At 60.2% G+C, this 21,424-nt stretch carries 16 protein-coding genes; 9 read left to right on the top strand and 7 right to left on the bottom strand.

The window, feature by feature from the left end:
* Positions 1–417: 417 nt before the first annotated feature.
* On the top strand, positions 418–2,181 hold the full coding sequence (locus HUW52_RS05315) for a hypothetical protein (RefSeq protein ID WP_175553127.1): 1,764 nt from the start codon (positions 418–420) through the stop codon (positions 2,179–2,181).
* A 118-nt stretch (positions 2,182–2,299) separates the two neighbouring features.
* Positions 2,300–5,797: a calcium-binding protein gene (locus HUW52_RS05310; protein ID WP_256667904.1), complete on the top strand. Its 3,498-nt coding sequence runs from the start codon at positions 2,300–2,302 to the stop codon at positions 5,795–5,797.
* A gap of 156 nt (positions 5,798–5,953) precedes the next feature.
* Here HUW52_RS05310 and HUW52_RS05305 read toward each other — a convergent pair whose 3' ends face one another.
* The 3 genes from HUW52_RS05305 to HUW52_RS05295 are packed head-to-tail and all read right to left on the bottom strand — an operon-like array spanning position 5,954 to position 7,633.
* Positions 5,954–6,544 (bottom strand): LON peptidase substrate-binding domain-containing protein, encoded by a 591-nt coding sequence (locus HUW52_RS05305; protein WP_016986109.1) that lies wholly within the window; start codon positions 6,542–6,544, stop codon positions 5,954–5,956.
* A 10-nt stretch (positions 6,545–6,554) separates the two neighbouring features.
* Positions 6,555–7,271 (bottom strand): LrgB family protein, encoded by a 717-nt coding sequence (locus HUW52_RS05300; RefSeq protein WP_016986108.1) that lies wholly within the window; start codon positions 7,269–7,271, stop codon positions 6,555–6,557.
* Entirely contained in the window at positions 7,271–7,633 is a 363-nt protein-coding gene (locus HUW52_RS05295; protein ID WP_016986107.1) for a CidA/LrgA family protein, read from the bottom strand. Before HUW52_RS05295 ends, HUW52_RS05300 begins: the two co-directional genes overlap by 1 nt.
* A 194-nt stretch (positions 7,634–7,827) precedes the next feature.
* Between HUW52_RS05295 and HUW52_RS05290 the strand changes: the two genes are divergently transcribed.
* From HUW52_RS05290 to HUW52_RS05280, 3 genes are all read left to right on the top strand, one after another.
* Complete coding sequence (locus tag HUW52_RS05290) at positions 7,828–8,283, top strand: MaoC family dehydratase (protein WP_007909575.1); 456 nt, start codon at positions 7,828–7,830, stop codon at positions 8,281–8,283.
* A gap of 102 nt (positions 8,284–8,385) precedes the next feature.
* A complete protein-coding gene (locus HUW52_RS05285) occupies positions 8,386–10,113 on the top strand; it encodes a C13 family peptidase (protein WP_175553126.1) in 1,728 nt (575 codons plus the stop codon).
* Positions 10,114–10,140: 27 nt separating this feature from the next.
* Positions 10,141–10,782, top strand: a complete 642-nt coding sequence (locus tag HUW52_RS05280) for an oxidoreductase (RefSeq protein WP_016986105.1) — start codon at positions 10,141–10,143, stop codon at positions 10,780–10,782.
* Between the two features lie 106 nt (positions 10,783–10,888).
* On the opposite strand, the gene HUW52_RS05275 is transcribed toward HUW52_RS05280, so the two are convergent.
* From HUW52_RS05275 to HUW52_RS05260, 4 genes are all read right to left on the bottom strand, one after another.
* On the bottom strand, positions 10,889–11,173 hold the full coding sequence (locus HUW52_RS05275; protein ID WP_175553125.1) for a YceK/YidQ family lipoprotein: 285 nt from the start codon (positions 11,171–11,173) through the stop codon (positions 10,889–10,891).
* The gene (gene ubiX, locus HUW52_RS05270; RefSeq protein ID WP_053124202.1) at positions 11,166–11,813 is read right to left on the bottom strand and encodes a flavin prenyltransferase UbiX; all 648 of its coding nucleotides are present in this window, start codon (positions 11,811–11,813) and stop codon (positions 11,166–11,168) included. The genes HUW52_RS05275 and ubiX overlap by 8 nt, the downstream gene beginning before the upstream one ends.
* Complete coding sequence (gene mpl, locus HUW52_RS05265; RefSeq protein WP_008083666.1) at positions 11,810–13,159, bottom strand: UDP-N-acetylmuramate:L-alanyl-gamma-D-glutamyl-meso-diaminopimelate ligase; 1,350 nt, start codon at positions 13,157–13,159, stop codon at positions 11,810–11,812. Before mpl ends, ubiX begins: the two co-directional genes overlap by 4 nt.
* Before the next feature lie 371 nt (positions 13,160–13,530).
* On the bottom strand, positions 13,531–15,444 hold the full coding sequence (locus HUW52_RS05260) for a sigma-54-dependent Fis family transcriptional regulator (protein ID WP_175553124.1): 1,914 nt from the start codon (positions 15,442–15,444) through the stop codon (positions 13,531–13,533).
* A 301-nt stretch (positions 15,445–15,745) separates the two neighbouring features.
* On the opposite strand from HUW52_RS05260, the gene HUW52_RS05255 reads away from it, so the two are divergent.
* The 4 genes from HUW52_RS05255 (at position 15,746) to eutC (ending at position 21,356) form a co-directional block, all read left to right on the top strand.
* On the top strand, positions 15,746–17,266 hold the full coding sequence (locus tag HUW52_RS05255) for an aldehyde dehydrogenase family protein (RefSeq protein ID WP_016984137.1): 1,521 nt from the start codon (positions 15,746–15,748) through the stop codon (positions 17,264–17,266).
* A gap of 309 nt (positions 17,267–17,575) precedes the next feature.
* On the top strand, positions 17,576–18,946 hold the full coding sequence (gene eat, locus HUW52_RS05250; protein WP_175553123.1) for an ethanolamine permease: 1,371 nt from the start codon (positions 17,576–17,578) through the stop codon (positions 18,944–18,946).
* A 185-nt stretch (positions 18,947–19,131) separates the two neighbouring features.
* The gene (locus HUW52_RS05245; RefSeq protein WP_175553122.1) at positions 19,132–20,526 is read left to right on the top strand and encodes an ethanolamine ammonia-lyase subunit EutB; all 1,395 of its coding nucleotides are present in this window, start codon (positions 19,132–19,134) and stop codon (positions 20,524–20,526) included.
* Positions 20,523–21,356: an ethanolamine ammonia-lyase subunit EutC gene (gene eutC / locus HUW52_RS05240; RefSeq protein WP_371929239.1), complete on the top strand. Its 834-nt coding sequence runs from the start codon at positions 20,523–20,525 to the stop codon at positions 21,354–21,356. Before HUW52_RS05245 ends, eutC begins: the two co-directional genes overlap by 4 nt.
* Positions 21,357–21,424 lie beyond the last annotated feature (68 nt).

The raw sequence follows: 21,424 nt of genomic DNA, 5'->3' as shown, positions 1-21,424 counted from the left end.
TGAAACCGCCAGAACTTCAAAACCAAAACAATCAAACAACCACTGACAAACTTTCATATGTAACACACAAACATCACACGCACTCAATCAGCAACTTAAACACCCATGAACCCAATCAACTCCGAGTAATCCATGAGTCCAAAAACACCGCGCAAACCACCCACTGTATCGTCGCAACCCATCGAATCCATTACGCCACCTGCGCGCCAGCCAGACTTCACTTCTACACGTGCACACTTGCCTTTCGATTCCCGTCTTTCAACACACCCCACTCGCCTCCAGACAACTGATCCGGCCATCGATTACCCCCCGCCAGCCACGTTGCACATCAGCGAAATGCCGACACGGAGCATTGACGGCCACGCGAACGAACACCCTGTGGATAAATACTGGCTACACGCCCCTTTCCTGCGAGGGATGCAATCCGCCAACGATGAGGGCTGGCGTTTCATCGTCGGGCGCCGGTTTGTCGATGTCGAACACGACGGAGGCCTGCGCACCGCGCATGTCGATCTGGACGAAAAACTCAAAGTCTATCGGCTGAAGCTGCTCAAAGACCGTCATGCACTTGGCCCGATCATCTACAAAAATGAAGGGCGGCCAACCTGGCGCCTGACCTCCGACGACATTGCCACCAACCGTGTCCGCCAGACCGCACAAACCGCAGGCGAGCCTGCTCCCAGGCGTCGCTCTGCATTCACGGACGAACAGATCGATCAGCCCTCTGCTGCCAAACGACCGCGCACGATGGAGGCGCCGACATTCATCGACCCGAACCGCTACAGGCCATCGGATCGCTCTCCGGATGCTCAGGGGTATTACGAACTTGAACCGAGACCGGGCTCAACGCGAACCGACACACTGTTTGCGTTCCGCGATCAATACGCCCGATGGATCCAGGTCGACCCGCCCGTCAACGGGTTTGGCGCCCCCTCCACGCATTTGCAGCAATGGACCGATCATCAGATATGGCAGGCGTACGCCCTGGAAGGCCAGGACATCGCGCGATTCCGGATCGAAGCCCAGGCTTCGGGCAACCCGCCACGCTGGGCCGAGCCACGAGACATGCCGAACGCCGTCGAGGCATTGGTAGGCAGTTCACTGCGCTGGCTGCATCCGTCCATGACCGCGACAGAACGCGAGACATTTCTGCAGTCATACAACTTGCTGCCAGGCCAGCTGACCCGCTTGCAGCAGCACCTCAAGAACGAGCTGACGATGCCGGCGTGGGCAACGGCGCATAAACGTCTGACGCAAGACATCGGCGACCCGCATCGCCTCGACCAGTTGAGTCAGGATGCTGTCAGCGAACTGCATTTGAAACGCCACCCGCGCCATGACTGGTATGACCCGGAACGTCTCTTGACCGTTGAGCTGCGCGAAGCGCTGTTGGCCAAACTGGGTTACCTGCGCAATCAGCACAACTGCCTTTATCGAACCGACGTGCCGGCGCTGTTTCGCGGGGATGAACGCACACCGTTCGAATTGGCGAATGACGACACTATGCTGTCCCGCTACGCACACAGTCCCGGAGCCTCCACGCACAAACCGATGAGCGCCACGTTCAGCCTCAAGGAAGGGCAGATGTATGCCAGCGCACCGGACCCGGAATACCTGCGATTCAACAGCCAGACCAACAAGTATCCCGGCAGAGCCGCAGACGATGCATCCCCTGGCAGCGATGCAGGCGACAGCAACGACAGCAGCGCCTCTTCCGACTGGTCGGATGCCGCAAGCCCGGTCGCGATGGATCGTGAACGCAACTACGAACGGACCCGGGAGCGCCAGACACAAATGTTTATCTATGTGCTGGACACCCGAGGCCTGGAAGTGGTCCCCCACGAAGTGAACTATCTGTTCAACTCGTCTGCCCTCGACGCTCCGACCACCCGGTTCCCCTCGGATGATCACGAAGGCCTGATTTCCGTGACCAAAAAAGGTCTGGACGCCAAGCGCGTCTGGTTGCTGGATTCAACCCTGAGCAAAGCGGCGAACGTTTACGACATCCAGGAACAGGCCGGCGCAAACGCCGAACGCATCGAAGCGGCAACCCACGCAGGGCGTGCCAACCAAGATGAATACGATCGACTGATCGATGCCGCGCAAGCGGCGGGCAAACCGATACTCAAACTTTCCGGAAATAAAGACGAGTTCGGCGATGACATCAGCTGGCCTGAATAAATGCGCCTGACTGCCTGTACTCGCAACAACTTCGCCTGATTCAAATCAGTTAAACGCTTTATTCAAACCGGTACGGAAACCGGGGCGGCACAACGCTTATCATTAAAAGGATCAACTCGTGGCAAAACTTATAGAACCGGCAATCGAAATAACTCCTGGCCCCACTCTGCAGGTCACCGCAATCAGTCGTTCGGCCAATACTCATGCGCCTGTTGCCAACAATACTGAAGCCACTTCCACACTTTCAAACATAACAGCAGACACACTCATTGAAGGCGATGGCGTAAAACACACACTCAAATCCCTCGATAAACAATTCGGCCCCCTGCGCATCGGTGAAGTCTGGGTGAGCCGGGTGGAACTCAAGGCTCTGGGCGCCACGGTCAACGGCCAGGTCATCAGTGCGACGAACGCCAGCATAAAAACACCGGACCAGGCCTTTCTGAATGCACTCAACTTCAACTCGGCAACGGTCGAGACACGCGTCAGACACGCGGACATCGCCGACAGCGGGGTCGTGGCCACCCTCTTCTTTGAAATTGCCTGCAAACGTTCCAGCGATGCCTCGGCGCTGTTCGTCAGCGCCAGACCGCTGCCCGCCGGCAGCGGAATGGATCGCCTGAACCAACTGAGCCACGCGGCACAAACCCTGGACATTCATCGCGTCGACTCGTTTGAAAACGCACCGGGCTGGGTCAGCAAATCCAAAAGCTACCTGATGAGTGGTGCCGGTGTCGGCTTGCAGGCATTCGGGATTTACAGCGGCTACATGGCGATGATGGATGCCATCAAAAAAGGCGACACCCTGGAAGCCGTCTACCAGGGGAGTTCGATTGCTGCCGAATTCGGCTCTCTGATCATCGAACGCGGCCTGACCAAAACCGGCGAAGCGATGCTCAGAAACGGTTCGAGGGCGTTTGGGCGATTCCCGCTGACGTCGGCCGGCAAATACCTGAGTCGGGGTGCCGGCCTCTTTGCCAGCGCAATCACCCTGCCATTCGACATCAACGATGCCGTGTCCTCGTTCAATGCGGCCGCGGCGAGCAGCGGCAAGGAGGCACAGGACCACTACGTCGCCGGCGCTCTGAGTGTCGCCAGTGCGGGCATCAGCCTGGCGCTGGGCGCAGCGGCGCTGGCCGGTTTTGGCAGCGTCGCCGGCCCGCTGGGCCTGGCCGCAGCGGCCATCCTCATCCTCGGGTCGATGATTTACCAGGCCGCGCGAGTGGTCGACGATATTGATGATTACATCGAACTGAGCGCCCATGAACGCTTGCGCTCCGGCTGGTTCGCCTTCACCGGGCAGGAGCTGGATCAAGAAGTGCTGGACCGCTTCAAAATCTCCAAGGCATTCAGTGATTACACCCGGCAACGGGAGGTCTCGACCAAAGCCTTGCTGGAAGGTGCCTACAAGAACTTTGCCGAATATGTGGTCAACGGCAGCTTCAGTGTCGAACTACAACCCTTGAAAATCTGGCGTCACCAATGGAATGAGCGCGCCGCAGAGCAAGCGTTCAAGCTCGACAGCGAAACAGTCATCATCGGCGGCGACGACATCATCGATGCCCGCGACGGCATACCGCCAAACCTCGCGGGTAGCGTCAAAGGCACGCCCGGCGATGACAAAGGCGTGTTCTGGCGCCTCGATGACGGCAATGACCAGGTCGTCGGGGTCAAGGACAAACCTAACTTTTTCAGCTATCGGGAGGGCACGAAGACCCTGGCCGGCGGCAGCAAGGCCGATGAGTTTTACTTCGAAACCACCGACAAGATGCTCAATCAGCAATCAGCGCCATCCGGCATCAGCACGCTCGATGGCGGCGAAGGTTCCGACACCCTGGCCTTTGAAGGCCGTCGCCCCGTCACTGATACCCGCCACCTCGGTTACGACATCAATCTGCAGACCGGCAAGATCGCCCTGCGCAGCCATGACCAGAGCACGACTGCGATCGAGATCGCACACGTGCGCGCGATCGAAAACATCTCGACATTGCGCAATGGTGTCAGCCTGGTCACCGGGAGCAGCGAGGCCAATCGCATTTCGGCCAATGGCAATGATCACATCGCGGCCGGTGACGGTGACGATACCATTGCCATCCGCGGCGCCGATTGCCGTGTTGACGGAGGTCTCGGCCAGGATCGCTACTACATCGCGGACACCTCAGCCAGAACCACGATCATTGAAGACGGTGAGCAATCGAGTGTCATCGAACTGGGCTGGCCCATCGAATGGATCCAGCGTTGGCAGATCGTCGGCACCTCACTGCTCGTCAGTTCATTGCGTGACCGGGACGGTGAGGACCCCGAGCATGTCCTGACTATCGAAAACATCTACCAATGGGTCGACGGTCAACGTCACCTGAAAAACGGCCAATTGCTGTTCAAGACCCAGGACGGCTATGAATTGGTGCCTGCCCTGCCATCGCTGATGCAAGGGGCGCCGACGCAGGATGTTGAAGTCGTCATCAGTGTCATCGGCAAATCCGCTGCCACCGAGATCATCAATGGCGGCACGGTCACGCTCACGGAGCAGGGATCGAAGCGGCATTTTGTGGCACGCACCGCGCGCAGGGTCGAATTCGTTGCCGGGCCCGGCCTGCCCAAAACCTCCAGAGTCCTCTATCTGGATTACAAGGATTCCGAGATGGTCGATGTGGTCGTCAATTACCATGTCGAGAAGCGCGCGGGCGTATCGCTCAACTCCCACCTGTACTACAGCGACATCAATATCTCGCTGTTGCTTCCAGAGAAAATAGTGACGCTCAAGGGCGTCGTCCAGACATCGACGTACGCCAATGGCTACAGCGGCCAGAACAGCCTGAAGGTCACGACTGCTCATCTGGCACAGGACATTGCCGTGGTAATGCAGGACGGCGTTTCTTACCGGCTGCAATTGCCCGATCTGCCCTATCTGTCGGACGCCATGGAACCGGGCAACAAGATTCGCAAGGACGCTGGCTGCCTGAAGCCAAGACATGGTGAATATCTGTTTTCCCGGCCAACGATTGCTCGCACCATCGCGCTGCCGGCCACACCCAACCGGGTCGATATTGAGGCCGCATCCCACCATGGCATCTATGTTCTCCAGGGTGGAAGCTCGAGCTACGACATCTATTTGACCAGCAACATGATCATTCGCCTGATGACTCCGGGAGCCCAAGCAAGAACGAGCAATGCCTCGACCTGGAATCTGTTCACCGCCCGGATGACCGAGGCGATCAGCCGCGATGACATCAAACTGGACGCCGAGCGCCTGTGGGTGGGTAGCGCCTTGATCGAGTTGCCGACCATAGAAGATGACATGCCGGTCGAGTCGGTGAGCGTAGTGACCCGCTCCGGCAACATCTATGAGGTCGCCTTGCTGTTTGAAGTGCTGCAACTTTACCTGATCAACGCACAGAGCTATTCGAGCGTCGATAGCCTGCTGGCCGACATTCGCCTGCACCGGCAACGCAATGAGCTGGCCGCCAGAATCATTGTCCAGAACCTTGGCGTGACGACGAAACTGAACGGCACGCTGTATTACAACTCGACAAAAGACTACTGGGGAATCGACAGCGACCCGGCCTTGCGGATCAAACCCGAAGACCTGGTCATAGCAGCGGCCAGCATCTCTTGACCCTGACCGAAGCTGCTTGATGCCAAGCGCCCGATGTGATGTTCCTCGTCACATCGGAGCCTGACCACTATTGGGCCCGACAACGAGCGCCAGTGAATCTTGCCGAAGAAAAGCCCAAACACTGCGGGCAGGTGGCGAGGGCCCATCGAAGTGTCACTATGCGAACAATTCGCCCTGCAACTCATCGAGCAACGCCTGGATCGCATCGAGTCGCTGTTGCGGATCATCGAGTTGTAGCAGGTCGATTTTGTCTTCTTCAGCGAAAGGCAACAGATAAGCCAATTGATTGGCCAAAGACTGCTGCCCCAGCGCTTCGATACCCATGTTCAGCGCCTCCACCATCGGGTGCTCCGCCAATGCCTTGAGCAGCGCCATCAGGTCAGCGTCTTCGTCCTGCAACGGTTGCTCGGGCTCCTCGTCCAGCCACTCGACATCGGCGATGATCAATTGATCACGCTGCACCTCGGTGCGTAACACGTTGAAGCGTCGAGCGCCCTGCACCCGAATCCCCAGCAGACCATTGTCCTGCTGCTGGAAATCGGTGATGCGCGCCTCACATCCGACCAAGGCAAAGCCTTCAGGGGCAGCGCCGACTTCATGGCCCTCAAGGATGCACACGACGCCAAAGCCGCCGCCCTGTTTCATGCAGCGGCCAATCATGTCCAGATAGCGCGCCTCGAATATCTGCAAATCGAGATTGCAACCGGGAAACAGCACCGTGTTCAGCGGGAAAAGCGGCAGACTCATAGACATTTCCTTACACCACCATCGACACCGCCAACGGCAGGAACACCGCCGTGGCCACGCCCATCAGACTCATCGCCAGCGCCGCAAAGGCACCGCACTCATCACTTTCCTGCATGGCCACCGCCGTGCCGACCGCGTGGGCGGTCATGCCAAGTGCCATGCCGCGCGCTTCGGGGCTGTGCACGCCGAGGCGGTTCAATAGCGTCGGACCAAAGATCGCGCCAATCACCCCGGTGATCAATACGAACACAGCGGCCAAAGCGGCAACACCACCGATCTGCTCGGCGACCAACATGGCGATCGGCGAGGTCACCGACTTCGGCGCCATGGTCATCAGGATCATGTGCTCGGCACCGAACCACCAGCCCAGTGCCACGCCCATGCCCGTTGCCACAACCCCGCCTATCACCAGCGTAGTAAAAATCGGCCAGAACAATTGCCGAATACGTCGCAGGTTGAGGTACAGCGGCACCGCCAGCGCCACAGTGGCAGGGCCGAGCAGAATGCTGAGGATCTCGGTGCTCTTGCGGTATTCGGCGTAGCTCAGGCCGCAGCCGACCAGAACGCCAATCACCAACAGCATGGAGACCAGCACCGGTTGCAGAAAGATCCAGCGGGTTTTCTCGAACGCCGCCAACACCAGCTGATAGGCGCCGAGGGTGATACCGATGCCGAACAGCGGATGATGGATAACGGAAGCCCAGGCACCATGCCAGTCGAAGAGCATCAGGACTCCTCCGTGCGGTGCGCATGACGCTTGACCAGGCGCTGCATCAGCACCCCGGCGAAGGCCATCGACAGGATCAGCGACAGCACCAGTGCGCCGACAATCGCCCAGAAATCGGCAGCAATGTCGCTCGCATAAACCATCACCCCCACCGCCGGCGGCACCAGCAGCAGCGGCAGATAACGCAGCAGACTGCCGGCCGCGAGATTCAGCGGCTCGCCGACTTCACCGCGAACGATCAGGAATACGAGCAACAGCAGCAGGCCGATGATCGGCCCCGGCAGTACCGGCAACAGCAAATGATTAAGCGCCGTGCCGAGCAATTGAAACAGCACCAGCAGGGTCAGGCCACGTAGCAACATCCGACATCTCCGTCTTACTTTTCGCCCAGCAGAGGCTCGGCATTATAAGCACGCCTGCGCTATGGACCGGCATTCGCCAAAAGCATGGTCGGTTGACCAGAGCAAATCGCCATGATGATCTACAGTGGTTCGCAGGGAGGTCAAATCCCCCCACCTGAAAAACTATAAAACCGATGAACCCAAGGAGAGTCTCAATGCCCTATGTTCCCGTTGCAGAGCTCAAAGATTATGTCGGCAAGGAACTCGGACGTTCCGAATGGCTCACCATCGATCAGGAACGCATCAACCTGTTCGCCGAAGCCACCGGTGATTATCAGTTCATTCATGTCGACCCGGTCAAAGCCGCGCAAACGCCATTTGGCAGCACCATTGCCCACGGTTTCCTGTCGTTGTCGCTGATCCCGAAATTGATGGAAGACATCCTGATCCTGCCGCAAGGCGTGAAGATGGTGGTCAACTACGGCCTGGACAGCGTGCGTTTCATCCAGCCGGTCAAGGTCAACTCGAAAGTCCGCCTGAAGGTCGATCTGGGCGAAGTGACCGAGAAAAAACCCGGGCAGTGGCTGCTCAAAGCCACCGCAACGCTGGAGATAGAAGGCTCGGACAAACCGGCCTATATCGCCGAGCCACTGTCGCTCTGCTTCGTCTGATCGTTCCGGATGCGAAGCAGCGCACGCTGTTTCGCGTCACGTCTCTATATATGCGACGCATAGCTGCGGCATACTCGGTCGCCTAATTGCCCGGATCCCGCTATGCGCTCACTCGCTGCCCTCGCCCCCATTGCCTTGACCCTGATGCTTACCGCGTGCGGCGACGGCGAATCGCTGCTGCCCCCGGATGCACGCCTGCCGGATGGCGGACGCTATCGCGGCGAACTGGTCGATGGCTTGCTGCAAGGTCAGGGACGCGTCGACTACCCCAATGGCAGCTGGTACGCCGGGCAGTTCGACAAGGGCCAGTGGCATGGCCAGGGCGAATGGCATGGCAGCAATGGCGAGGTCTATCGCGGCCAGTTCCAGCAAGGCCTGTTCGACGGTCAGGGCAGCCTGACCACCAACGCCAGCAGTTACACCGGCGGCTTCAAGCAGGGCCGGCGTGACGGCGAAGGCACCCTGAAAGAAAACGCCATGACCTACCGGGGCGAATTCAGGGCTGACCAGTATTCCGGCCTCGGCCGTCTGGAAATGGACGACGGCAGTTCCTATCAAGGCCAGTTCGCCCACGGCAAGCCCAACGGCGAAGGTCAGCGTGGCGACTCCAGTGGCAACACGTTCAGCGGGCATTTCGTCAATGGTCAGCTGGAAGGCAACGGCACGTTCAACAGCGCTGACGGCGACATCTATGTCGGCGGCTTCAAGAACAATCAATTGCACGGCAAGGGCCGCTACGAAAACGCCGACGGCGACGTCTGGCTCGGCCAGTTCAAGGAAGGCGCACTGACCGGCAAAGGCGAACTGATCGGCGCCGACGGCAGCCATTACATCGGGACGTTCAGTGATTGGCGCTTCAGCGGTCAGGGCCGCTTGAACCTGTCTGACGGCAGCTTCTATATCGGCGGCTTCGACAACGACAGCTACGCCGGGCGTGGCACTCTGGTGCTCACCGATGGCAGCGTCATGAGCGGCAGCTGGATCAACGGCCAGCGCGTGCGCGACGCCGATGGCAAGTTGCTGCCCGATACGCTCGAGCTTGGTTTGCTCGCTCAGGGCCGTCTGCTTGATGAAGCCCTGACCGCCATTCCCGCTTCAACCCCAGCGGTCGAGTTATACACACTGACCCTCGGCGGTGACGGCAAGCAGAGTGTGTTCCTGCGCGAGTCCGACTACGTCGCCAACATGCTCAATACGCGCTTCGGCGCTTACGGCCAGATCCGTCTGGTCAACCACCGCGACCACCTCGGCGACCGGCCGATGGCCACCCGCGAAAACCTGCGCCGCGCCGCGCAAACCCTCGCCGAACGCAGCGGCCCGGAAGATTTGCTGTTCATCTACCTGACCAGTCACGGCACCGCCGAGCATGAGTTGGTGCTCGACCAGCCGCGCATGGAACTGGCCGACCTGCCCGCCGACGAACTCGCCGCCGTGCTCGCGCCGTTGAAGAATCGCGACAAGATCATCGTGATTTCGTCGTGCTACTCCGGCGGTTTCATCCCGGCGCTGAAGGACGAACGCACGCTGATCATGACTGCCTCGCGCGCCGATCGGGTGTCCTTTGGCTGCTCGGAAGAAGCCAACTTCACCTACTTCGGTGATGCGCTCTTCGCCCAGGCGCTGAACCAGACCGATGACCTGGAGCAAGCCTTCAAACTGGCCAAGGCCACCGTCGCCGAGCGTGAACTGGCGGACAATTTCGAAGCCTCGGAGCCGCAGATCTGGGCGCCGAAAACCGTGTTGGCGCACTGGCAACTGCTGCGCAAACAGCAAGCAAGAAAAGCTTTGCAAAGTGCTGCATTGAACGACGGAGCGATAAAGAGCAACTAAGCTGAACAGTATCAAGGGAGAGACACTATGTACTTGACGCCTCAGCACGTATTGCTTGCCGGAGCCACCGGTTTGACCGGTGAACATCTACTCGACCGTTTGCTCAACGAGCCAACGATTTCTCGCGTGCTCGCCCCTTCCCGTCGACCTTTGGCCGAACATCCGCACCTGGAAAACCCCGTCGGCGACCCGCAGGTGTTTCTGCCGCAACTCAGCGGCCGGGTCGATATCGCCTATTGCTGCCTCGGCACCACCATCAAGCAGGCCGGCTCCGAAGCGGCGTTTCGCGCGGTCGATCTGGACATGGTCGTGGCGTTTGCCAAACGCGCGCGGGAGATGGGCGCGCGGCATCTGATTGTGATCAGCGCGATTGGCGCCGATCCGAAATCGTCGGTTTTCTACAACCGGGTCAAAGGTGAAATGGAGCAGGCACTGCGTGCGCAGGACTGGCCGCAATTGACCATTTGCCGGCCGTCGCTGTTATTGGGTGAACGGACTGAACCGCGTCTGGCCGAGCAACTGGCCGGGCCGTTGTCGAAGCTGATTCCGGGGAAATACCGGGGCATCGAAGCGTGCCAATTGGCGCGGGCGATGTGGCGATTGGCGCTGGAAGAGCAGGATGGGGTGCGGGTGATCGAGTCGGATGAGCTGCGCAAGCTGGGCAAATAATCTATAGCGCCTGGAGGAAAGCTTTCGCGAGCAGGCTCGCTCCCACATTTGCACCGCGTCCACTTGTGGGAGCGAGCCTGCTCGCGATGGAGTGCGTAGCGCTCCCCTATAATCCGCCAGTCGCCTGAAAACCCACGCCAATCACCGTGAGCAATGACAACGGCAACAACAGCGTATCGAGCAACGCACTCGCCGGCAGATCCAGCCCCGGATAACTCGGCGCTTCAGCCCCGAAGCGATCCATCGCGCAACACCCACCATTCAATGCATACAAATCCAGCCGCGTTCCGGAGTACACCACTGGTGCCCCCGGTTTCGCCGCATCCAGCGTGCGTGCCGTGGCGCACCCGGTCAGCAACATCACCAGCCCAATCACCAGCAGCTTATTCATCGCTGCTCAAATGATGCTCACCCCAACGCGGCAGCATGTCCTGCGGAATGCCCAGCAGATTGAGAATCCGCGCCACGACAAAATCGATCAAATCATCGATGGTCTGCGGCTGATGATAGAAACCCGGCGACGCCGGCAAAATGGTCACGCCCATGTTCGACAGCTTGAGCATGTGCTCCAGATGAATGCTCGAATACGGCGCCTCACGCGGTACCAGAATCAACTGACGACGCTCTTTCAATGTCACATCGGCCGCGCGTTCGATCAGGTTGTTGCAGGCACCCGTGGCAATAGCCGATAGCGTGCCCGTTGAGCACGGCACCACGACCATTGCCGCCGGAGCGCCAGACCCGGAGGCCACCGGCGACATCCAGTCTTCCTTGCCGTACACGCGAATCTGCCCGGCGGCAGCCCCGGTGTATTCGGTGAGGAAGGCCTGCATCATCTGCGGTTTGGGTGGCAGCGTGACATCGGTCTCGGTCGCCATCACCAATTGCGCAGCCTTGGAGATCAGAAAGTGCACTTCGCGATCTTCACGCACCAGGCAATCGAGCAGGCGCAAGCCGTACTGAGCGCCGGAGGCGCCGGTCATCGCCAGGGTGATGCGTTCCGGGCCGTTGCCCTGCGAAAAAGTGTTCATTGCAGCGCCTCGGCGAGTTTGCCGTGCAGGCCGCCGAAGCCGCCGTTGCTCATGATCACTACGTGAGTGCCGGGCTGAGCCTGGCTCTTCACGCGTTCGATGATGCCTTCCAGCGAATCGCTGACAATCGACGGCACCGTGCACAGCGCCGCAGTGCCAGCCAGATCCCAGCCGAGGTTGGCCGGGGCGTACCAGATCACTTGGTCGGCATCGACCACGCTGGCCGGCAAGCCGTCACGGTGGGCGCCGAGCTTCATCGAGTTGGAGCGCGGTTCGATGATCGCGATCAGCGGTGCGTCGCCGATACGTTTGCGCAAACCGTCGAGGGTGGTGGCGATGGCGGTCGGGTGGTGAGCGAAGTCGTCGTAGATGGTGATGCCGCGTACTTCGGCGACTTTCTCCATGCGGCGTTTGACGTTTTTGAACGCGCTCAGCCCGGCGATGCCCATCGACGGCACCACACCCACATGACGCGCCGCCGCCAGAGCCGCCAAGGCGTTGGCGACGTTGTGCTGACCGGTCAGCTCCCACTCGACGGTGCCTTGCGACACGCCTTCGAACATCACTTCGAACGCCGAACCATCTTCGCTCAACAGTTTGACCTGCCATTGGCCGCCAGCACCGGTGGTCTGCACCGGGGTCCAGCAGCCCATTTCGATCACACGCTGCAAAGCCGGTTCGGTGGTCGGATGGATGACCAGGCCTTCGCTCGGAATGGTGCGTACCAAGTGGTGGAATTGCCGCTCGATCGCCGGCAGATCCGGGAAGATGTCAGCATGATCGAACTCAAGGTTGTTGAGGATCGCGGTGCGCGGACGGTAGTGAACGAATTTCGAGCGTTTGTCGAAGAAAGCGCTGTCGTATTCGTCGGCCTCGATCACGAAGAACGGCGTACCGCCCAGTCGCGCCGACACCGAGAAATTCTGCGGCACGCCACCAATCAGGAAGCCCGGGCTCATGCCAGCATGTTCCAGCACCCAGGCGAGCATGCTGCTGGTGGTGGTTTTGCCGTGAGTGCCGGCAACCGCCAGCACCCAGCGACCTTGCAGCACGTGGTCAGCCAGCCACTGCGGGCCGGAGACGTACGGCAGGCCTTTGTTCAGGACATATTCCACCGCCGGATTGCCACGGGACATGGCGTTGCCGATCACCACCAGATCCGGCGCCGGATCGAGTTGCGCCGGGTCATAGCCCTGCGTCAGCTGAATGCCCTGGGCTTCAAGCTGTGTGCTCATCGGCGGATAGACGTTGGCGTCGGAACCGGTCACGTGATGGCCCAGCTCTTTGGCCAACACCGCCATCGAGCCCATGAAAGTCCCGCAGATACCCAGAATATGAATGTGCATAGTCGACCTCGTAAAACATGGCCGCAGGTTAGCGTAGGGAGGGGGAAATCGCACTCTTTAGGTGAGGGGCGGGGTGGGTGGGCCGTAACATCTCGACTCGACTGCAGACTGCCGCCCTCACCCCAGCCCTCTCCCAGAGGGAGAGGGCGCCGATCTGCGTCGTTTTCAAATCCTGAGTTAGGCTCGATATTTCAGGTCGGCGTAGATCAGTAGATCTGGATCTCGACCAGTCCACTTTTCGGCGGGCGAGGGAGCCGATCTCGGTCGCCTTCAAATCCTGAGTTCGGCTCTATAACTCAGGTCGGCGTAGATCAGTAGAGCGACTCGGTCGGTCGCCTCTCCCTCTGGGAGAGGGCTGGGGTGAGGGCCTTCTAACTGACGCGCCGCTCAATCCCATGCTTACGCAGCTTTCTATAAAGGGTATTGCGGCTGACCCCAAGCTGCTCAGCCGTATGCGTCATATGCCACCGCGTCTGCTCCAGAGTTTTAAGCAGGGCAATCCGCTCTGCGTCTGCCAATGGGTGTTCGCCAGACTCGGCTGGCGGAAGGACTGGACGCCCCTGCCGAATCATCACCGGCAAATCCTCAATCCCGACCCGCCCTTCATCACACAACGCCGCCAACGTGCGCAGCACATTGCGCAATTGCCGCACATTCCCCGGCCAATTAAATGCCAGCAAAGCCTGACGCGCCGCCTCGTCGATTACTATCGTTTCACCGCCCGCCTCCTCGGCCAGCAGGAAATCCAGCAACTGCGACTTGTCACTACGCTCACGCAACGCCGGCAACGCTACTTCCAGCCCATTGAGCCGGTAATACAAATCCTCGCGAAAGCTGCCATCCGCGACCCGCTCCAGCAGATTGCGGTGGGTGGCACTGATGATCCGCACGTTGACCGACTCCGGCTCGCCGCCGATCGGCACCACCTGACGATCCTCCAGAACTCGCAACAGCCGAGTCTGCAAGGCCAGCGGCATGTCGCCGATTTCATCGAGGAACAACGTCCCGCCATCGGCCTGCTGCAGCTTGCCGCGCATGCCATCCTTGCGCGCGCCGGTGAAGCTGCCGCCGCGATAGCCGAACAGTTCGCTTTCAATCAGGCTCTCAGGAATGGCCGCGCAGTTGAGCGCGACGAAGGATTTGGCGGAGCGTTGACTGGCCTGGTGCACAGCCTTGGCGAAAGCTTCTTTACCGGAGCCGGTTTCGCCGTTGATCAGCAGCGGCACATCACGCTCGAACACGCGCAGGGCTTTGCGAAAATCTGCCTGCAACGTTTCATCACCGAGGCATATGCCCGAAAGGCGCGGGGCCTCAGCCACGACTGGCGTCGATACAAAAGGTAGAGGCTTGCGCGACTCACCGCGCAGCACGGCAAACAAATGTCGCCCGTCACGGGTGCGCAACGGCCAACTGGCGCTGGCATTGGCACTCGCGCGGCCAAGCAATTCATCCAGTGAACAATCGAAAAACGCCTCCACCGGTTTACCCAGCAAACCACCGCGAATATGCCCGAGCAAATTCAGTGCACTCTGATTCACCGCACTGATCCGCCCTTCCCCGTCAAACGCCAGCAAGCCTTCGCTGAACAGCCCGACGGACTCGGCCTGCAAATGAAAGCGCAGCAACCATTGGTTATCGAAACAGCGCAGGAAGTAACAACTCTCGATCATCTTCGCCGACAGATTGACCAGCGCCATGGTGTGGAACTGGCTCTGCCGCGAAACGTCGTGGCGCGCCGAGGACACGTCGAGCACCGCCAGCAGTTCGCCATGCGGGTCGAACACCGGGCTCGCCGAACAGGTCAGGCCGGTGTGGCGACCGCGAAAGTGTTCGTCTTGATGGATGGTCAGCGCCTGACGTTCGACCAGGCAGGTGCCGATGCCGTTGGTACCTTCGCAGGCCTCGCTCCAGTCAGCACCCAGCCAGAGCCCGGCGCGTTCGAAGATCTTGCGTTCGGCCGGCGCGGTGACACAGTTGAGGATCACCCCGCGCGCGTCAGTCAACAGCACCGCATGGCCAGCGCCAGAGAGCTGTTGATGCAGGCTGCTCATTTCATTGCCGGCGATCTGCAATACCTGTTGCAGACGCTCGCGGCTTTCCAGTACCCGGCCGTGTTCGAGCACGGTTGGCGCCATGCTCAGCGCGGGGTCAAGGTGATAGTCCTCCAGACAGCGCAGCCACGAACGGGCAATCGACGGATCGGCACCGGGCCCGTGCAGGTGCGGTTTGCCCTGGGTAGCGGTGAGAACCTGTTGGGCATGGCGGCTCAAATGGTTGTCGTGCATTTCTTATTGTTCTCCCCGAGGCTCGACGGCCCAATGCTGAGGTGATGCCCAGCATCCTCCAGCCACCGCCGCATTGCAATGCTGGCAAGACTGCCCGGTCATCAGCTGTGCCGAAAGCGGTACAAACTGTCACCCGACCTGTACCGAAACCGTCACAGGCACAATCCACTCGTCCGACATAAACCTGCCAAGCCCTTGATTTACCTGCCCTGAACGGCAGTGGCCCGACCTTTGCTCTACGCTTATGGCAAGCGCACTTGCGCGTTTCTCTAATAAGTACAAAGCCAAGGAGAACATCATCATGCGTTACGCTCACCCCGGTACTGAAGGCGCCAAAGTCTCGTTCAAAGCCAAGTACGGTAACTACATCGGCGGCGAGTTCGTCGCGCCTGTCAAAGGTCAGTACTTCACCAATACCTCGCCAGTGAATGGCCAGCCAATTGCCGAATTCCCGCGTTCCACTGCCGAAGACATCGACAAGGCACTGGACGCCGCCCACGCTGCTGCCGACGCGTGGGGCGCGACCTCCGTGCAGGCGCGCTCGCTGATCCTGCTGAAAATCGCCGACCGCATCGAACAGAACCTCGAACTGCTGGCGATCACCGAAACCTGGGACAACGGCAAAGCCATCCGCGAAACCCTCAACGCCGACATCCCGCTGGCGGCCGACCATTTCCGCTACTTCGCGGGCTGCCTGCGCGCCCAGGAAGGCAGCGCTGCCGAAATCGACGGCAACACCGTGGCCTATCACATTCATGAACCGCTGGGCGTGGTCGGCCAGATCATCCCGTGGAACTTCCCGATCCTGATGGCCGCGTGGAAACTCGCGCCTGCGCTGGCAGCGGGTAACTGCGTGGTGCTCAAGCCTGCCGAGCAAACCCCGCTGGGCATTACCGTGTTGCTGGAACTGATCGGCGACCTGCTGCCACCGGGCGTGCTGAACATCGTTCAGGGCTACGGCAAAGAAGCCGGCGAAGCGCTGGCCACCAGCAAGCGCATCGCCAAGATCGCCTTCACCGGCTCGACCCCGGTCGGCTCGCACATCATGAAATGCGCGGCCGAGAACATCATCCCGTCCACCGTGGAACTGGGCGGCAAATCGCCGAACATCTTCTTCGAAGACATCATGCAGGCCGAACCGACGTTCATTGAGAAAGCCGCTGAAGGTCTGGTGCTGGCGTTCTTCAACCAGGGCGAAGTCTGCACCTGCCCTTCCCGTGCGCTGGTGCAGGAATCTATCTACGACGAGTTCATGGCCGTCGTCATGAAGAAAGTCCTGCAAATCAAACGCGGCGATCCGCTGGACACCGACACCATGGTCGGCGCGCAGGCGTCCGAGCAGCAATTCGACAAAATCCTTTCGTACCTGGAAATCGCCAAGGGCGAAGGCGCCGAGCTGCTGACCGGCGGCAAGGTGGAAAAACTCGAGGGCAACCTGTCGACCGGCTATTACATCCAGCCGACCCTGCTCAAGGGCACCAACAAGATGCGCGTGTTCCAGGAAGAAATCTTCGGCCCGGTGGTGAGCATCACCACGTTCAAGGACGAAGCCGAAGCCCTGGCCATTGCCAACGACACCGAGTTCGGCCTCGGCGCCGGCCTGTGGACCCGCGACATCAACCGCGCCTACCGCATGGGCCGCGCGATCAAGGCTGGCCGCGTGTGGACCAACTGCTACCACCTCTACCCGGCGCATGCCGCGTTTGGCGGGTACAAGAAGTCTGGCGTGGGCCGTGAAACCCACAAGATGATGCTCGATCACTATCAGCAGACGAAAAACCTGCTGGTGAGCTACGACATCAATCCGTTGGGCTTCTTCTAAAACCTTTGGGCGACTCAGATACTTCTGTGTCGCCCGCTCAACCGCTTTCGCGAGCAGGCTCGCTCCCACAAGGGGAGTTGTGTCGCCCCATATATACAGGCTCACCACAAATCCACTGTGGGAGCGAGCTTGCTCGCGAAGGCATCCTCAATGACACAACACACAATGACCTGGCCGCTCTGGCACGGCCCTTGCGTACCCGTCATTCAGGTTTTGCACTGAAACTGCCGCTGCGTGAACAGCATCCACCCACCCAACCGCGCCACCCGAAAGTCCAACAGATCGAACAATAAAAAACAGAGAGGACTTATGACTTCCACCACACAGCTCAAACCCACACTCGGCACCCTGCATCTGTGGGGCATTGCCGTCGGCCTGGTGATTTCCGGCGAATACTTCGGCTGGAGTTACGGCTGGGGCACCGCCGGCACGCTCGGGTTTCTGGTCACGGCATTGATGGTCGCGACCATGTACACCTGCTTCATCTTCAGCTTTACCGAATTAACCACCGCCATCCCACACGCGGGCGGGCCGTTTGCCTACAGCCGTCGGGCATTCGGCGAAAAAGGCGGATTGATCGCCGGCATCGCCACGCTGATCGAATTTGTCTTTGCGCCCCCGGCAATTGCCATGGCCATCGGCGCCTATCTCAATGTGCAATACCCGGAGCTTGATCCGAAGATCGCCGCCGTCGGCGCGTATTTCGTGTTCATGACCCTGAACATCCTTGGTGTCAGCATCGCCGCGACTTTCGAACTGGTGGTCACCGTGCTCGCCGTTGCCGAGTTGCTGGTGTTCATGGGCGTGGTCGCGCCGGGCTTCAGCTTCAGCAATTTCGTGCTCAACGGCTGGTCGGGCTCGAATGAATTCACCATGGGTTCGATCCCCGGGATCTTCGCAGCGATACCGTTTGCGATCTGGTTCTTCCTCGCCATCGAGGGTGCTGCCATGGCCGCCGAAGAAGCCAAAGACCCGAAACGGACAATTCCCAAAGCCTACGTCAGCGGCATTCTGACCCTGGTGTTTCTGGCCATCGGCGTGATGGTCATGGCTGGCGGCGTTGGCGACTGGCGTCAGCTGTCGAACATCAACGATCCGCTGCCGCAGGCGATGAAAGCCGTGGTCGGCAATAACTCGACGTGGATGCACATGCTGGTGTGGATCGGCCTGTTCGGCCTGGTGGCGAGTTTCCACGGGATCATCCTCGGTTACTCGCGTCAGTTCTTCGCCCTCGCCCGCGCCGGTTATCTGCCGAAAGGCCTGGCCAAACTGTCGCGCTTCCAGACCCCGCATCGGGCGATTCTGGCCGGTGGCGTCATCGGCATCGCGGCGATTTACAGCGACGGGCTGGTCAACCTGCAAGGCATGACCCTGACCGCCGCGATGATCACCATGTCGGTGTTCGGCGCAATCGTGATGTACATCATCAGCATGCTCAGCCTGTTCAGGTTGCGTAAGACCGAACCGAATCTGGAGCGCACCTTCCGTGCGCCGGGCTATCCGATCGTGCCGGCCATCGCGCTGTTTCTGGCGGTGGTGTGCCTGATCGCGATGGCGTGGTTCAACACGCTGATCGGTTGTGTGTTCCTTGGCTTCATGGCCGCCGGCTATCTGTACTTCCAGCTGACCGCCAAGCAACGCTCCGAAGCGCCGGCAGACGCTATGCTCGAAGGTATCTAGTTGCACCGGCACCGGGCCTTTCACCCGGTGCCCGCTATATAGAGGTGCACACAATACCCTGTAGGAGTGAGCCTGCTCGCGATGGCATCAGCGCGGTATGACTGTTGCACCGAGTTGCCTGCATCGCGAGCAGGCTCACTCCTACACAAAAGCAGATTGCAGTAATTACTGGAGGACACCGCCCCATGGCCGCATTCGCCCATTCCGTCGGCGCCCAGACCTATCGCTTCGACAGCCTCAAGGACGTCATGGCCAAGGCCAGCCCGGCGCGCTCCGGGGATTTCCTCGCCGGCGTCGCCGCGCTCAATGACGGCGAGCGCGTGGCCGCACAAATGGCCCTGGCCGACATCCCGCTCAGGCATTTCCTGCAAGAGGCGCTGATTCCTTATGAGTCCGATGAAGTCACCCGACTGATCATCGACACCCACGACAAGCAGGCCTTCGCGGTCGTCAGCCACCTTACCGTCGGTGGTTTCCGCGACTGGCTGCTCAGCGACGCCGCCGATGAAACCAGCCTGCGCAACCTCGCCCCCGGCCTGACCCCGGAAATGGTCGCCGCCGTATCGAAGATCATGCGCGTGCAGGATTTGGTGCTGGTGGCGCAAAAGATTCGCGTGGTAACCAAGTTTCGCGGCACCCTCGGCCTGCGCGGGCGTCTCTCCACGCGCCTGCAACCCAATCACCCTACCGACGAGCCATCCGGCATCGCCGCGAGCATTCTCGACGGTCTGCTCTACGGCAATGGCGACGCGATGATCGGCATCAACCCGGCCACCGACAGCATCGCCTCGATCTGCGCGATGCTGGAGATGCTCGACGCGATCATCCAGCGCTACGACATCCCGACTCAGGCCTGCGTGCTGACTCACGTCACCACCTCTATCGAGGCGATCAATCGTGGCGTGCCGCTGGACCTGGTGTTCCAGTCGATTGCCGGCACCGAAGCGGCCAACGCCAGTTTCGGCATCAACCTGAACGTGTTGCAGGAAGGCTATGACGCCGGCCTGAGCCTGAATCGCGGCACTCTCGGGCAGAACCTGATGTATTTCGAGACGGGTCAGGGCAGCGCGCTGTCGGCCAACGCCCACCACGGCGTCGACCAACAGACCTGCGAGACCCGAGCCTACGCGGTGGCGCGACATTTCAAGCCGTTTCTGGTGAACACGGTTGTAGGATTTATCGGCCCGGAATATCTCTACAACGGCAAACAGATCATCCGCGCCGGCCTCGAAGACCACTTCTGCGGCAAATTGCTCGGCGTGCCGATGGGCTGCGATATCTGCTACACCAACCACGCCGAAGCCGATCAGGACGACATGGACACCCTACTGACGTTGCTCGGGGTCGCCGGGATCAACTTCATCATGGGCATCCCCGGCTCCGACGACATCATGCTCAATTACCAGACCACGTCGTTCCACGACGCGCTCTACGCCCGGCAGACCCTGGGCCTGAAACCGGCGCCGGAGTTCGAGCAATGGCTGGCCCACATGGGCATCTTCACGCAAGCGGACGGCAAGGTTCGCTTCGGTAACAATTTGCCGCCGGCCTTCCGCCAAGCGCTGGCGCAACTGGGATGAGTCGCATGGAAAAACCGCCCGTGGACCTGCAAAACCCTTGGCTGCAACTGCGCCGCCTGACCCCGGCGCGGATCGCCCTAGGCCGCACCGGCACCAGTTTGCCGACCAGCGCACAACTGGATTTCCAGTTTGCCCACGCGCAGGCACGGGATGCCGTGCACTTGCCGTTCGATCACGCTGGGCTCAGCGCGCAACTGAGCGAGCGCGGGTGCAAATCCTTGTTGCTGCACAGCGCGGCAGTGGATCGCAACAGCTATCTGCAACGCCCGGATCTGGGCCGCAAACTCAGCGATGAATCAGCACAGGCCTTGCGTGACTACGCTGCGGCGCACCCCGGTGGTGTCGATCTGGCGATTGTCGTGGCCGACGGCCTGTCGGCGCTGGCGGTGCATCGGCATACCTTGCCGTTTCTGACCCGACTGGAGGAGCAGATGACTGCCGACGGTTGGTCGCTTGCCCCTGTGGTGCTGGTGGAACAGGGTCGGGTCGCCGTCGGTGATGAAATCGGCCAGTTGCTCGGCGCAAAAATGCTGGTAATGCTGATCGGCGAGCGCCCGGGCCTGAGCTCGCCGGACAGCCTCGGTTTATATTTCACCTACAATCCAAAGGTCGGACTGACCGATGCCTACCGCAATTGCATCTCCAATGTGCGGCTCGAAGGCTTGAGCTACGGCATGGCGGCGCATCGCTTGCTCTATTTGATGCGCGAAGCCTGTCGGCGGCAGCTGTCAGGGGTCAACCTGAAGGACGAAGCACAGATTCAGACGCTGGAATCGGACGCCGGTGTAGACATGAAAGGTAATTTCCTACTCGATCCGCCCACAACCTGAACCGTTTCTGCATTGCGTTTCTGCGCAGGTTTCAGGCAGGATCGATGCACGGCCGCACGGGTTTCCCA

The organism is Pseudomonas sp. 43A, assembly GCF_013363935.1.
GTDB lineage: Bacteria > Pseudomonadota > Gammaproteobacteria > Pseudomonadales > Pseudomonadaceae > Aquipseudomonas > Aquipseudomonas crudilactis.
The sequence above is the reverse complement of the archived record's forward strand: the minus strand, read 5'-3'. Positions and strand labels throughout refer to the sequence as shown.